At 38.2% G+C, this 13,017-nt stretch carries 9 protein-coding genes and 1 pseudogene; 8 read left to right on the top strand and 2 right to left on the bottom strand.

What is annotated here, in order from left to right:
• Positions 1-148 precede the first annotated feature (148 nt).
• The 6 genes and pseudogenes from C0966_RS12655 (at position 149) to C0966_RS12635 (ending at position 6,725) form a co-directional block, all read left to right on the top strand.
• Positions 149-1,393 (top strand): CAP-associated domain-containing protein, encoded by a 1,245-nt coding sequence (locus C0966_RS12655; RefSeq protein ID WP_274856065.1) that lies wholly within the window; start codon positions 149-151, stop codon positions 1,391-1,393.
• 120 nt (positions 1,394-1,513) lie between these two features.
• Positions 1,514-1,747 (top strand): annotated as a pseudogene (locus tag C0966_RS18585) (anthrax toxin lethal factor-related metalloendopeptidase); the annotation flags it as partial.
• A complete protein-coding gene (locus C0966_RS12650; RefSeq protein WP_342456747.1) occupies positions 1,742-2,338 on the top strand; it encodes an anthrax toxin lethal factor-related metalloendopeptidase in 597 nt (198 codons plus the stop codon). The pseudogene C0966_RS18585 and the gene C0966_RS12650, both read left to right, overlap by 6 nt.
• Positions 2,339-2,587: 249 nt before the next feature.
• Positions 2,588-5,056, top strand: a complete 2,469-nt coding sequence (locus C0966_RS12645; protein ID WP_274856062.1) for a phosphodiester glycosidase family protein — start codon at positions 2,588-2,590, stop codon at positions 5,054-5,056.
• Between the two features lie 291 nt (positions 5,057-5,347).
• Positions 5,348-5,755: a hypothetical protein gene (locus C0966_RS12640; RefSeq protein ID WP_274856060.1), complete on the top strand. Its 408-nt coding sequence runs from the start codon at positions 5,348-5,350 to the stop codon at positions 5,753-5,755.
• Positions 5,756-6,023: 268 nt separating this feature from the next.
• Positions 6,024-6,725, top strand: coding sequence for a C40 family peptidase (locus tag C0966_RS12635; RefSeq protein WP_274856059.1), 702 nt, complete (start codon positions 6,024-6,026; stop codon positions 6,723-6,725).
• Positions 6,726-6,868: 143 nt separating this feature from the next.
• On the opposite strand, the gene C0966_RS12630 is transcribed toward C0966_RS12635, so the two are convergent.
• A complete protein-coding gene (locus C0966_RS12630) occupies positions 6,869-7,750 on the bottom strand; it encodes an accessory Sec system S-layer assembly protein (protein ID WP_274856058.1) in 882 nt (293 codons plus the stop codon).
• Positions 7,751-7,766: 16 nt separating this feature from the next.
• Positions 7,767-10,139: an accessory Sec system translocase SecA2 gene (gene secA2, locus C0966_RS12625; RefSeq protein WP_274856056.1), complete on the bottom strand. Its 2,373-nt coding sequence runs from the start codon at positions 10,137-10,139 to the stop codon at positions 7,767-7,769.
• Positions 10,140-10,484: 345 nt separating this feature from the next.
• Between secA2 and C0966_RS12620 the strand changes: the two genes are divergently transcribed.
• Both C0966_RS12620 and C0966_RS12615 read left to right on the top strand, forming a co-directional pair.
• A complete protein-coding gene (locus C0966_RS12620; protein WP_274856054.1) occupies positions 10,485-11,564 on the top strand; it encodes a glycosyltransferase family 4 protein in 1,080 nt (359 codons plus the stop codon).
• A 276-nt stretch (positions 11,565-11,840) separates the two neighbouring features.
• Complete coding sequence (locus C0966_RS12615) at positions 11,841-12,953, top strand: DegT/DnrJ/EryC1/StrS family aminotransferase (protein ID WP_274856052.1); 1,113 nt, start codon at positions 11,841-11,843, stop codon at positions 12,951-12,953.
• Positions 12,954-13,017: the final 64 nt, after the last annotated feature.

Below are 13,017 nucleotides of genomic sequence, written 5' to 3'. Positions count from 1 at the left end.
GTTCAAAAAGTTAGTTCCAACCCACCCATTATAACATGGGGCCCGGCCCTGCTAAAGTAGAGGCCAGACCCCTATTTTTTACTATACTACCAGTTGATATTTTTATAAAATAGAGAAAAGGAGTTCGGAATGAATGGAGGAGCACGGTATGATAAGAAAGTCAGGTTTTCAGGCTGTCTTGCTTGTCGCTTTTTTATTAACATCTTTTTTATGGCTTCTATTTCCAAATTCTTCAGGATATGCTTCAAATGTTTGCAAAGGCATTGGATCAACGACAATCATTTGGTGGGACGGCGCAGAATTAAAAGTAGGCCAGATTGGCAGATTGCAAGTTTTAAAGAATACCCCGCTTTATAAACTGGAAGGGGAGAGCCGAAAGATTTCCCGAACGCTGAAAGCAGGAGAAAATTACAGAATTTATGCGTTTAAACCGGGGAAACTTAGCGTCGGCAATGGGTATTATGTAGACAGGGACAGCAGAATCAAATATGAAACTCCGTCAAAAACGAAGCTTGCTCAATCAGCTTGCAAGAAACAAGCGATTGAAAAGTCAAAACAAAGCGTTCAAATAGGAGAAACGAAGGCTTCTGTTGAAAATAAACTGGGAAAAGAAAAAAGAATTTCCTTAGGTGAGTACGGGATCAACTGGTATACGTATCACAATCAATATGATCAATTTTATATCATTGGCTATGTAAATAACCGCGTGGAATTTGTATATTCAAATTATTTAAACTATCAAACAAACGGAATTCATATTGGTTCCTCCAAACAAGAAGTTAGAGCAGCTTTGGGCAGTCCGATAACAGGCATTTTAAAAGGAAATATAAACTATTTGGTCGACAATACACAAGAACAGCAAACTTTCCGCAAAAACGGTTTGTATATCACTGTTTTTTATGATGTTCACATGAAAGGAAATGTAGCGGCTGTACAAGTCATAACATCAAACCTTGAGAATAAAAAACAGGGCCATTACGGCAACCCGTCTGCTTCCTTGCAGCAAGCATTCGAACTGCAAATGTTTGATCTGACAAATGCTGAGCGTGTAAAACATGGATTGGCTCCTTTAAGCTGGGATGAACGAGCAAGAAGATCGGCAAGAAAACATAGTTTGGATATGGCAGCCAATAACTTTTTTGACCACGTGAACTTAAAAGGGCAGGACCCATTTGAGCGGATGGAAGCAGAAGGAATTCGATATTGGGCGGCTGGCGAAAACATTGCCATGGGTTATCCAAGCAGTATTTTTGCTCACGAAGCATTAATGAATTCATTAGGCCACAGGAAAAATATTTTGAATTCTAATTACACACATGTTGGTATGGGCGTCCAGTTTCAAACCGGGACAAAAGTTCCTTACTATACTCAAAACTACTTTAAACCCTATTAATCTTTAAAGGAGGCAGGCAGAAGCACTTTGACAATGAAGAAATATACCTTAATGCTTATTGTGGTCTTAATCGCTCTGCCTCTATTCACCCGCACTGTTTCAGCAAAAATTTTATGGGATGGAGCAGAACTGGTCCAAGGCCAAATTGGAAGGGTAACCGTCATAAAGCCGATCAATCTTTGGAAACGCAAAGGAGAAACATTCATTTTTGTTAAAGTCTTAAATCCCGGTGAAAAATACCGTGTTTACGGTTATGATGCAGCAAAAAAACAATATCGTGTTGGCGGCTCTTATTATATTACAAACATAAAAGACCATGTTTTATATGAAACACCTTCTAAACAAAAATTGCAGCAGCAGTTTAAGCCATTTCCGGAAAAAGACGGTTTATTGGAACAAATTGTGGTCGTTCCAAACATCCATCAAAATGACCCGGATGTGAAATTGATTAAATCAAGGCTTTCAAAACTGCCTGTCAGCATGTTGGAAAAAATGAAAACAAACGGGATAAAAATCAAATTGATCGATGGTCCGATTACTAGTTTGCCGGAATTTTCATATCTGAAGGGGCAAATACCGCGTGGATGGGAGAAAACAAATAAAACATGGGAGGAAGTTCCCGGAATCGGAGGAGCAGAAACAGTTGCCATTCGCATCGGGTACAGTGATCGTGGAAAAGGCCATGGTTCGGTGAATCTTGAATTGCATGAAACAGCTCATTCTTTAGACTCCATCGTTTATATGAGAATATCAGCAACGGAAAGCTTCAAAAAAATATGGAAAAGCGAATCGGTAAGCCTTTTTGGAGAAAAACAATATTTTATAAACTATCCAGAAGAATATTTTGCCGAAGCTTTTGCCATGTACTACTTAAATGATTCGACAAAAAGCGAGTTAAACAAGAAAGCGCCTTTAACCTATGCATTTTTTGAAAACTTACAATAAATTTCGAAACTTTTTTGATTTTTCATCGTCTAATTCACTGAAGATTCCACAATTTGGTTGGTAAGCGGATCTTCCTATCAAACCGGGATACCCCCCCGATGAAGCCTTGCGAAAAATCGCAAGGCTTCTTTATGTGGTAAAATGGAACTATTATTCCAATTTTGTAGAAATAGAGGAAAAAACTTAAATAATTTGTCGTATAATAGTTTTATAGTGTTTGAGAAAGTAGTAAAACGAAGGAGAGGAATAATGAAGAGAAAAATCTTTATTAGTTTATTGTTCGTCTTATCTGTTTTAATCAGCCCTTTTTCAGGGGATCATTTTAAAAAGGCAAAAGCGGCTTCTGCTCCTGTCGTGTACTGGGAAGGAATGCAGCTTGTGAAAGGACAAATTGGGAAATTAGACATCTTAAAACCTATCAATCTTTGGAAAAGAGATCAAAATCATAAACTTGTTTTTGTTCGGGTCCTTAAACCGGGCGAACAATACCGGGTTTATCAATATGATTCCAAGTACGGTGGGCAGTATGGAGTTGGGGGACCTTATTTTGTAACGAACGTTAAAGGATATGTTCAATATAAAACTCCATCGATCCATAAACTAAAGCAGGTAAATCCGGAACTGTACAAAACAAAATTATCGATTGGTTCGGTGAAGAAAGAGGAATCGAAAGTAATCGCTCCCGGAGTTGTACAATCTCAATTATCCGTTGACAGCAATCGGGGAAAGCAAGAAATTTACAAACTTGATGTAGATCAGAAATCATCGCAAATCACTTTCGAAACATCGCTTGCGAAAGACCAAATAATCGGCTTTGAGACCGTCAAAAGCATGGCTAATCGAAATCAGGCTGATGGACATTATGTCATTGCGGGAGTGAATGGCGATTACTTTGATAAAAACGGAGCACCTACTGATTTAACGGTACGTAATGGGGAAATTTTAACAACGAATACAACTCCTATTAATGAGAGAACTATTTTTGGGGTCAGCCCAACAGGGAAAGCGATGATCGGCAATCCCGACATTGCGTTGGAAATGACTGTAAACGGTGAAAGAAAGCAGCTGATTAACTCTGTTAACAAGCGCCGTTTTGCAGGCCATATTGTATTGTATACTCCATATTTTGCGGGCAATACAATGACAAATGACTTAGGAACAGAGGTCGTTCTTTCTAATATTACCGGAAAGCTTAACGGCAATAATACGGTTACTGCAGTTGTGAAAGAGGTTATTGCAGGCAAGGGCAGCAACACCTTGAAAAAAGGTGAATGGATATTATCCGGACATGCTGCCGGAAGCGACTATTTGAAAACATTAAAGCCGGGAGACCGGATCGATATTACCCTTACCTATAATAAACCTGAGTGGAATCAAGTCGAGCAAGCCATCGGCGGGAGATATCATCTTGTTAAAAACGGACAGGCTCAAAATTTTAATATAGCCGGTGCCCATCCTCGGACTGCCATTGGAATTAAGCAGGATGGATCGGTATTTGTTGTCGTTGTTGATGGCCGGCAAAGTCATAGTGTCGGTGTGACCCTCTCTGAATTGGCGAAAGTCATGAAAGATTTTGGTGCGGTGGAAGCGATGACTTTTGATGGCGGAGGTTCATCAACGATGGTCGTAAGGAAGCCCGGCGATTCGGAAACGAGTGTCGTCAATAAACCTTCAGACGGAAAGGAAAGACCCGTCTCCAATGCACTTCTGGTCGTTGGACACTGGAAAGCAGGTCCGCTGCACACATTAATATTGAATCCAAAAGAAATCACTTTATTTGCAGGTGCAACATATAAGAATTTAAACATTTCTGTCAAAGGAATGGATAAAGCGAACAATGTTGTTAGTATTAAAGATCCTATAACATGGACATCAAACATTGGGAAATTTAACGCAGACGGTTCATTCACAGCTGCCAATAAGGCTGGAAAAGGAATTATTACAGCATCTGTTGGGTCAATCAAAGCAAATGTCGCTGTTAACTTGATCAATACGATCGATTCGATCAAATTAAGACAAAGTACGATTATCGTGGAAAAAGGCGGGTCATTAAGCATACCGGCTGAAGGCTACTATAAAGGGCAAAAAATAGTGACAGATCCGGCCGTGTTTTCATACCAAGTATCAAATCAATTGGGAACCGTAGAGAAAGGTATTTTTAAAGCGGGAACAAAAGATGGTTCCGGTACGATTACCGTTTCATATGGATCTGTTAAAGCCCAATTAAACGTAATCGTCGGAAATCCGGGAAGTTTCGTTATTGAAGATTTCGAAGGGGATTTAAGCAGTTGGAAGGCAACCGGAGCCCGTTACTCCAATGTGCAGGTTATGCCTGAGAAAAACTTTGTGAAGCATGGAAAACAATCATTAAAGGTCGTTTATGACTTTATTGGCCAAACAGGTACTTCCGGAGTATATGCACATAAACAAACACCTATTGAAATAATAGGAACTCCTAAGAAAATCGGCATGTGGGTATATGGAGATGCCAAGGGCCATTGGCTTCGGGCTCAGTTAAAGGATGCTGATAATAAAGAAGTTCAATTAGATTTCACAAAAAATTTGGATTGGACAGGATGGAAGTATGTAGAAGCACCAATTCCTGCAGGATTAAAGGCTCCATATAAATTAGAAGTGCCTATTCGCTATATGGAAGTCGACGACTCAAACAAAAACAAAGGTCAAATCTACATTGACCACATACAAGCAGTTTATTGATATTTCCAGGGATGTTTCGAAATGAAGCATCCCTGTCTTTTTCTCGTGCGGACAACGCATTTCCATTTATTTTACATTGTTGGCTGTCTTTATTTATACTACGATATAATTGTCAATTATTATGACAATTTTTCGCGCAAATCATGAATTTATGCTACTCTATTCGGTGGAATAGTTTACATATGGGACATTTATGTTTATTATGATAAAGTATGTTTATTTTGTCTAATCTCGTCGTTCTGCAATATGTGTAAAAACTTTTCAGAACATTGGAGGGAGTATTGGTTACCGATGGTGCAATCTAATAATTTAAGAGATATAATAGAACAATTAAAGAAAAACCCTCCTAAAATTATCGGGGGCTACAAAAAGCAAGGCTGGGCTGTAAAAGTTCTTGAAAAGATCAGTAATGATGCTGTTGAGCAAGAAGAAGACGGTACCGTTACAGCTAAAGCAGTTTTAGAAGCAAAGGATGCAACTTACTTTCCGGCTTTCTTGCATCTTGATATGAAGAAAAAAGGGCAAATCATCGGCGCTTATTTTATTTCAGAAAATGATAGCCAGTTCGATTTAATTCCCTTTGAAATAGCTAAGGAATTTATGAATAAAAACGAAGAAGACCTAGTTCCGTTTAAATATAGAACATTAGAAAAAATTGAAGGCGACGAATTTCAAGTCAATTGGCCTGAGTTTAGCTAATAAAGCGGACTTTTTTCTGAATCTAATTAAAATTTTTGAAAAAATAAAAGGATTGATCCAAATGGTAAGAAATTTCTTGCCTCTTGGATCAGTCCTTTTTTCTATTACGGAAATTTACAATTGTAATCAAAATGTAATATTATTCGACAAATGTAAGATTACTGAAATAGTTATTTGTCTAAGTTTGTTATAAAATTTTACTAGACTTACAAATTACATATTATTTTGACAAAAATATACATAAGCTTTCGCAGGAGGATACATAACCATGAAAAAAATCGTACGGATCATATCAGCCATCATGCTTTCGATACCGTTTCTGTTTATGGTTAAAACTACCGCAAATGCCGCAGAGAAAGAAAACATTGTCGATTATGCAAAAAAATTTATTGGAGTTCCTTATAAATGGGGCGGAACGACACCTAAAGGATTTGATTGTTCGGGGTTCCTCGTATATGTTTTTAAAGAATACGATGTACAGCTGCCAAGAACAAGCGCCGATCAATATAAACGGGGAGAAAGTGTTGATCGAAACGGTTTAGTTCCGGGAGATATAGTATTTTTTACTACATATAAGCCGGGTCCGTCACATGTGGGATTATACATAGGAGATAATGAATTTATCCATGCTTCCAATAAAGGAGTCACTATTTCCAGCTTGGATAAGAGTTACTATAAAACTAGATACATAGGTGCTAAAAGATATCTTAATAATGAGCAAGTTAAAAGCGCATTTGCAGCAACTCCTGTGAAAAGCGGACAAATTGGAACAGTGTATGTTAAAAAGAAAATAAATCTTTGGCAGCGTGGTGATGACAACGAGCTTATCTTAGTGAGAGTTTTAAATCCCGGAGAAAAATATCGAGTTTATCAATTTGATAATCTATTTGGCGGACAATATAACCTTGGTTCAAATTTATATATTACTAATATGCCTGCTCATATTGAGTATATTCCTGTTTCAGAATAAAATAGAAATAAATTTTAAGAGACCTCTTGTTATAAATCATTATAGCAAGAGGTTTTTTAATGTATTAATGGTGGAGAAACACGCCGTCATCCATATCTAATAAAAAGAAAAGCGTTCTTGCATAGTGCAGGAACGCTTTTCTATTAGTTGGCCGGCGGATATACTTTCCATCTTGATAGATCCGGATTGTCTTTCAGAATCAATTCTTTTGGGAAGATGAAGGTCCATGGCTTGCTTGTATGTGCTTTTACTTCAAAATCATTCAAAGTAAATCCGCCCTTGGAAACAACATCTCCTGCTGCATCTTCAACAATGAGGGGAATTTGTTCAAGCTGTATATTTTTATCGGTGCCGTTGCGAATAAGAACGGTAACAGCAAGGTTTTGTTCGTTCGTCAATTTGGCTTCAAGCCCCATAAAATTAATTTCCCCTTGTTTGAGTTCCGGAAGGGATGTGACCAATTTTTCCAGTTGCTCCTTCTGAAGAGGAGAAAGCTGTTGTTCCCAGCTTTCTGCAAGGTCAAGCTGATGCTCCGGTTTTGGCTGTGTTAATTCAAAGGCAATTTGCCAGCCTTCAGCAGGAATGGTGTCTGTCAGCTTATCTTCATTCGAGAACAAAAACCGCCAAGGTCTGCAAGCCATAGAAGGAAGTTCGCCCAGTCCGTCAAGCTCAAACTGTTTTTTCGCAATAGCCTGGCCGTTTTCATCTAAAAGTAAAAGATTAACAGCTTCAAACCGTACAGCTTTCGGCAATGTATTTCTTAAAAAAGCGACCACGACAAAGCCATCATTATATTCAATCAAGCGGATACCTGTAATCGAAATTTGATTTGGCTTTAGAAGCGGCAATTGTTCATGTTTATATCGGTATACATACTTTTCCTGATTTGTTAGTTCCCAGTCGGGGTGAAATGATAATGTCGTTTTAACGAGTCCGTCTTCGGTTTCATCCTCTTGATGGAGATTGCTGTCAATTTTTTCATTCTCAAAAATCTCTTCTTTTCTTTTTCTTTTAAAAAAAGCCATTTAATTTCTCCCCCTGTTATTGTTTCGGCTCAAACTCATATTGATTTTTGATATATTCGATAAAGCGCAGGCTAATTCCGGATTCTATAGAAAAAAGCAAATTGTTAAATTCCGCAAGAGCATCCATTTCGAACAACCGATAAGGATCTTCTTGCCCGTAGCCTCTTAAATGGATTCCGTCCTTCATTTGATTCATGATATCAAGATGTTCGATCCAGCGGGAATCAATGACTTGCAGCATAAACCGTTTCAATTGATTGCCAAGTTCTTCATCTTTTTGGAGGGAAAGAATTTGCTGTTCTAATTGTTCGTATTCCATTAGAACAAGTTCTGTAATTTCGCTTTGATCTTTATCTTCAAAATCTTTCACAGTTAACGAGAAGTGAATGAAAATAAAGCTTAATTCTTCCTTTAACCCATTTAAGTTCCATTCGATTGAAGGGATATTATCGTTGCAATATTTCGCTACAATCCGGGTGATATAGTTTTTAATATAACCGGTCACTTCAGGAAAAGTTTCCTCTGAAGCTGCTTTCAGCAGCCGGTCGCGCATCGAATAAATCACTTTACTTTGTCTGTCAATGACATTATCGAGTTTTAATAAATGAGTTCTCGCAGAGTAGTGGGCATTCTCGACTGTTTCCTGAACTTTTCTGACGAATTTATTAGGATCCGGAGAGAGAATAAGACCATTTTCATCTGTTTTCATCTTTTTCTTGAATCGGTCAAGTTCCTCCGGATCATAATTGGTAAACAGATCATCTTCCAACGAAATAATAAATTGGCTTGATCCCGGGTCTCCTTGTCTTCCGGCCCGCCCTCTAAGCTGCATGTCAATGCGGAAGCTTTCATGCCTTTCTGTGCCGATAATATGCAGCCCGCCGAGCTCTCTGACTCCTTCACCTAATAAAATATCTGTTCCCCTTCCGGCCATGTTAGTTGCCAGCATAACCTGGCCTTTTTGTCCTGCAAGAGAGATAATTTTTGCTTCATCTTCTTCTGTTTTTGCATTTAAAACAAAGTGTTTAATACCGCTTTTTGAAAGGTATTTTGATAATTTTTCGGATTGTTCAATTGATGTCGTTCCAATTAATATCGGACGGCCTTCTGCATGAAGTCTTTTAACCTCTTCTATTATTCTATTAACTTTGGATTGATAATCCGCAAAGACGAGATCATCATAATCGATCCTTTGTACTGGACGGTTCGGAGGAATTGATACGACTTGTAAGTTATATGTGTCTAAAAATTCCTGTTTGGAAGGAGTTGCACTTCCGGTCATTCCTGACAGCGTTTTGTACATTCTAAAATAATTTTGAATCGTAATGGTTGCCAGTGTATCATTTTCCTCTGTGATCTCTAAACCTTCTTTTGCTTCGATTGCTTGATGAAGCCCGTCGCTGAACGTACGTCCTTCCATGATACGGCCTGTAAATTTGTCAATGAGAAGAATTTTTCCATCTTTCACAATATAATCTACATCTTTTTTCATCACTGCAAATGCGCGCAAAGACTGCATAACATTATGAAGAAGATCTTGGTGTTCGGCATCATATAGATTATCAATTCCGAACGCTTTTTCTATTTTATAGGCGCCTTCGTCTTTTAAGTAGATTTGTTTCGTTTCCGGATATAGTTCATAATCTGTATCCGCTTTGAAAGACTTCATAATCTCTGCTGTAATATAGAACAACTCAGCGCCAAGGCTTGATTTATTGGCGATGATTAATGGAGTTCTTGCTTCATCGATCAGAATGCTGTCAATTTCATCAACGATTGCATAATGATGCCCCCGCTGAACTTTGTCTCGAATATCGTAAACCATATTGTCACGCAGGTAATCAAAACCGAACTCATTCCCTGTACCGTATGTAATATCTGCGGCGTAGGCCTGCTTTTTCTCTTCCGGTGACAGCTGGGAAATATTTAATCCTACATTTAATCCGAGGAAATGATGAATTTTTCCCATCATCTCATAGTCCCGTTTGGCCAAGTATTCATTTGCAGTGATAATATGGACGCCTTTTCCTTCTAAAGCATGCAAATAACTTGGAAGTGTTGCGACCAGCGTTTTTCCTTCACCGGTTTGCATTTCTGCAATGCTTCCTTCATGAAGAACAAATCCTCCGATCAGCTGAACATCATAGTGCCGTAATCCGAGCACACGTTTTGAAGCTTCTCTTACAGCAGCAAAAGCCTCTATCTTAATATCATCAATTGTTTTTCCGTTACTTAATTCTTCTTTAAAAAGAGTTGTCATATTGCGCAACTCTTCGTCTGACATTTTTTCGTACTTTGGTTCTAAAGAATTTACTTTTTCGACCAATTTTGACAGGCGTTTTATTTCACGCGCGCTGTCGCTGAATAGCATTTTCACTTTTGTTAACATAACGTTTCGCTCCCGTAATACTGCTGTATTAAATATAAAAATCTCCTAGTCGAATTATATCATACTGGGTATTTATATGTTGAAGTGGGAGTTTTTTCTAAAAAAAATAAAGAAGAAATTTGTAACTTTTTGTGATTGATCTCGTCTTTATATATTAGGTAAAAGAAAGAAGTTTTAACTTAGGAGTGATGGGGAAAAAGTTAGAGAATTTAACTTATTTAGTATGAGAGGAAACAGATTTTATTATACCTTCCATCAAAAAAATCATTGCGTTCTTAAAGATATGTGTTACGATATGTATGATTGGCAAAGAATAAAGCTAACCTCTTTATAAGGTGATGATGAATGTATACACAAGCTGTTATAGCTTTTTTTGTGTCATTAATTACAGTCCTGATAGTAACGCCATTTGTCATAAAGTTAGCAATAAAAATTGGAGCTGTTGATAAGCCTAATGCAAGAAAGGTGCACAGCAAGCTAATGCCCCGAATGGGCGGGTTGGCCATCTTTATTGGTGTAATAGCCGGTTACTTTGCAGGAGGAGTATATAATGAAAAAGTAACTGCTATTAGTGTCGGTGCCATCCTTATCGTATTGATCGGTATGCTGGATGATAAGTACGAACTTTCAGCCAAAGTCAAATTTGCCGGCCAGCTTCTGGTGGCAGCATTGATCGTTGCAAGCGGCTTAACGATCGACTTATTGACAATACCATATATCGGAAATTTCGAATTAGGTTTTTGGAGTTATCCGATTACCGTCCTTTGGATCGTAGGGATTACAAATGCGATCAACCTGATTGACGGTTTAGATGGTCTTTCTGCCGGAATTTCAGCAATTGGAATTGCGACGATTGCAATCATGGCGGCATTGGCGGGGAAAATGCTTATTTTTACCTTATCAGTGATCTTGCTTGGAAGTATCATTGGGTTTCTTTTCTATAATTTCCATCCTGCAAAAATCTTCATGGGTGATACAGGAGCACTGTTTTTAGGGTATTCTATATCCATCCTATCGTTATTGGGTCTGTACAAAAGTGTTACGCTTTTCAGCTTTTTAGTGCCTATCATTATTTTAGGTGTTCCGGTTTTTGATACGACGTATGCGATTATTCGCCGGATTGTAAATAAAAAACCGATTTCGGCTCCTGACAAATCGCACTTGCACCATCGTTTATTGGCGTTGGGCCTTTCTCACAGGAATACGGTCTTAGCGATTTATGCTTTTGGGATTTTGTTCAGCATCAGTGCGATATTAGTTTCTGAATCCACCCTTTGGGGAACGGTATTCATTATTTTTGGCCTTTTGGTTATTACAGAATTAATTGCCGAAGTAATTGGCATCGTTCATGTTAAATATAAGCCGATTTTAAATTTGTTTAAGAAGCTTATCGGGAGACGTTCTTTTGACAGGCAGCGCTATTAAAATTTAATAAATCAAAAACCGTTTGTGGCTTTTAGATACAAACGGTTTTTTTAAGAATATTTTTACTACAGGTCATTGTTTCCTTATCTGTTTTTTTTATGCAAAAATCATCATCAGGAATGATTTTTTACATAAATTTATCCAAAAAATGTCGGTTTAAGCAAAAACTTATACTTTTTTTGTCATAATTTCTACATTGTAATATGATGAACTGTGTTAAACTATACATGGTTTTTACATTAAAGATTTCATTTTATTTTTTGGAGGTATTCTTGCATGAAAGTACCTATGCTAGACCTTAGTGAACAATATCAGGAATTGAAATCAGAGGTACTCGAAGTTTTAGATCAAGTAATGAGTTCTTCCAGGTTTATTCTTGGTGATCATGTAAAAAAATTGGAGCAAGATATTGCGAAATATAGCAATGCAGCCCATGGGATCGGCTGTGGAAATGGCAGCGATGCTATACATATAGCTCTTCAAGCGCTCGGAGTAGGCCCAGGAGATGAAGTCATTACGACTCCGTTCACGTTTTTTGCAACTGGTGGAGCGATTGCCCGTGCAGGAGCGACGCCGGTATATGTAGATATAGATCCGGTGACATATAATATTGATCCGGAAAAAATTGAGGAAGCAATTACAGAAAGAACAAAGGCTATTATTCCGGTCCATTTATATGGACAAATGGCTGATATGGAAAGAATAGCAGAAATTGCCAAGAAACACAATCTGGCTGTAGTCGAAGATGCGGCACAGGCAATCGGTGCAAAACATAACGGCAAGTCTGTCGGTGAATTAGGAACAGCTGCCACTTACAGCTTTTTCCCAACTAAAAACCTCGGTGCTTATGGAGACGGAGGAATGATTGTAACGAATGACGATGAAGTAGCAGAAAAATCCCGCGTCATCCGTGTGCATGGAAGTAAACCGAAGTACTATCACCATGTTTTAGGCTATAACAGCCGTTTAGATGAGCTTCAAGCCGCCATTCTAAATGTGAAATTCCCTCATTTAGACAGATGGAGCGAGCTTCGCCGTGAAAAGGCTGCAACTTATACTAAGTTGTTAAATGAGAAACTCGGTGATTTAGTTGCAACACCGGTGGAAAAAGAAGGTAATTATCATGTTTTCCATCAGTACACAATTCGTGCAGAAAACCGTGATGAGCTTCAGAAATATCTGAACGAACAAGGTGTTTCAACGATGATTTATTATCCGCTGCCGCTTCATGTGCAGCCGGTCTTTAAAGAACTCGGCTATAAAGAAGGCGACCTTCCGAATGCTGAAAAAGCAGCGAAGGAAGTAATTTCTTTGCCGATGTTCCCTGAGTTAAAGACAGAACAACAAGAATATGTTGTGGCGAAAATTGCCGAATTTTATGGAAAATAGTAACTTAAGAAACGTCGCCATTTTTACGGGGACGTTTTCTTTACTGTTTAATAAGCGGGGTGTT

Origin of the sequence: Bacillus methanolicus (genome assembly GCF_028888695.1) — a bacterium.
GTDB classification, from domain to species: Bacteria; Bacillota; Bacilli; order Bacillales; family Cytobacillaceae; genus Bacillus_Z; species Bacillus_Z methanolicus_B.
The sequence above is the reverse complement of the archived record's forward strand: the minus strand, read 5'-3'. Positions and strand labels throughout refer to the sequence as shown.

Coding starts and splice junctions, on each gene's coding strand:
- C0966_RS12655 (WP_274856065.1), top strand. CDS start 149: ATGATAAGAAAGTCAGGTTTTCAGGCTGTCTTGCTTGTCGCTTTTTTA.
- C0966_RS12645 (WP_274856062.1), top strand. CDS start 2,588: ATGAAGAGAAAAATCTTTATTAGTTTATTGTTCGTCTTATCTGTTTTA.
- C0966_RS12640 (WP_274856060.1), top strand. CDS start 5,348: ATGGTGCAATCTAATAATTTAAGAGATATAATAGAACAATTAAAGAAA.
- C0966_RS12635 (WP_274856059.1), top strand. CDS start 6,024: ATGAAAAAAATCGTACGGATCATATCAGCCATCATGCTTTCGATACCG.
- C0966_RS12630 (WP_274856058.1), bottom strand. CDS start 7,750: ATGGCTTTTTTTAAAAGAAAAAGAAAAGAAGAGATTTTTGAGAATGAA.
- secA2 (WP_274856056.1), bottom strand. CDS start 10,139: ATGTTAACAAAAGTGAAAATGCTATTCAGCGACAGCGCGCGTGAAATA.
- C0966_RS12620 (WP_274856054.1), top strand. CDS start 10,485: ATGTATACACAAGCTGTTATAGCTTTTTTTGTGTCATTAATTACAGTC.
- C0966_RS12615 (WP_274856052.1), top strand. CDS start 11,841: ATGAAAGTACCTATGCTAGACCTTAGTGAACAATATCAGGAATTGAAA.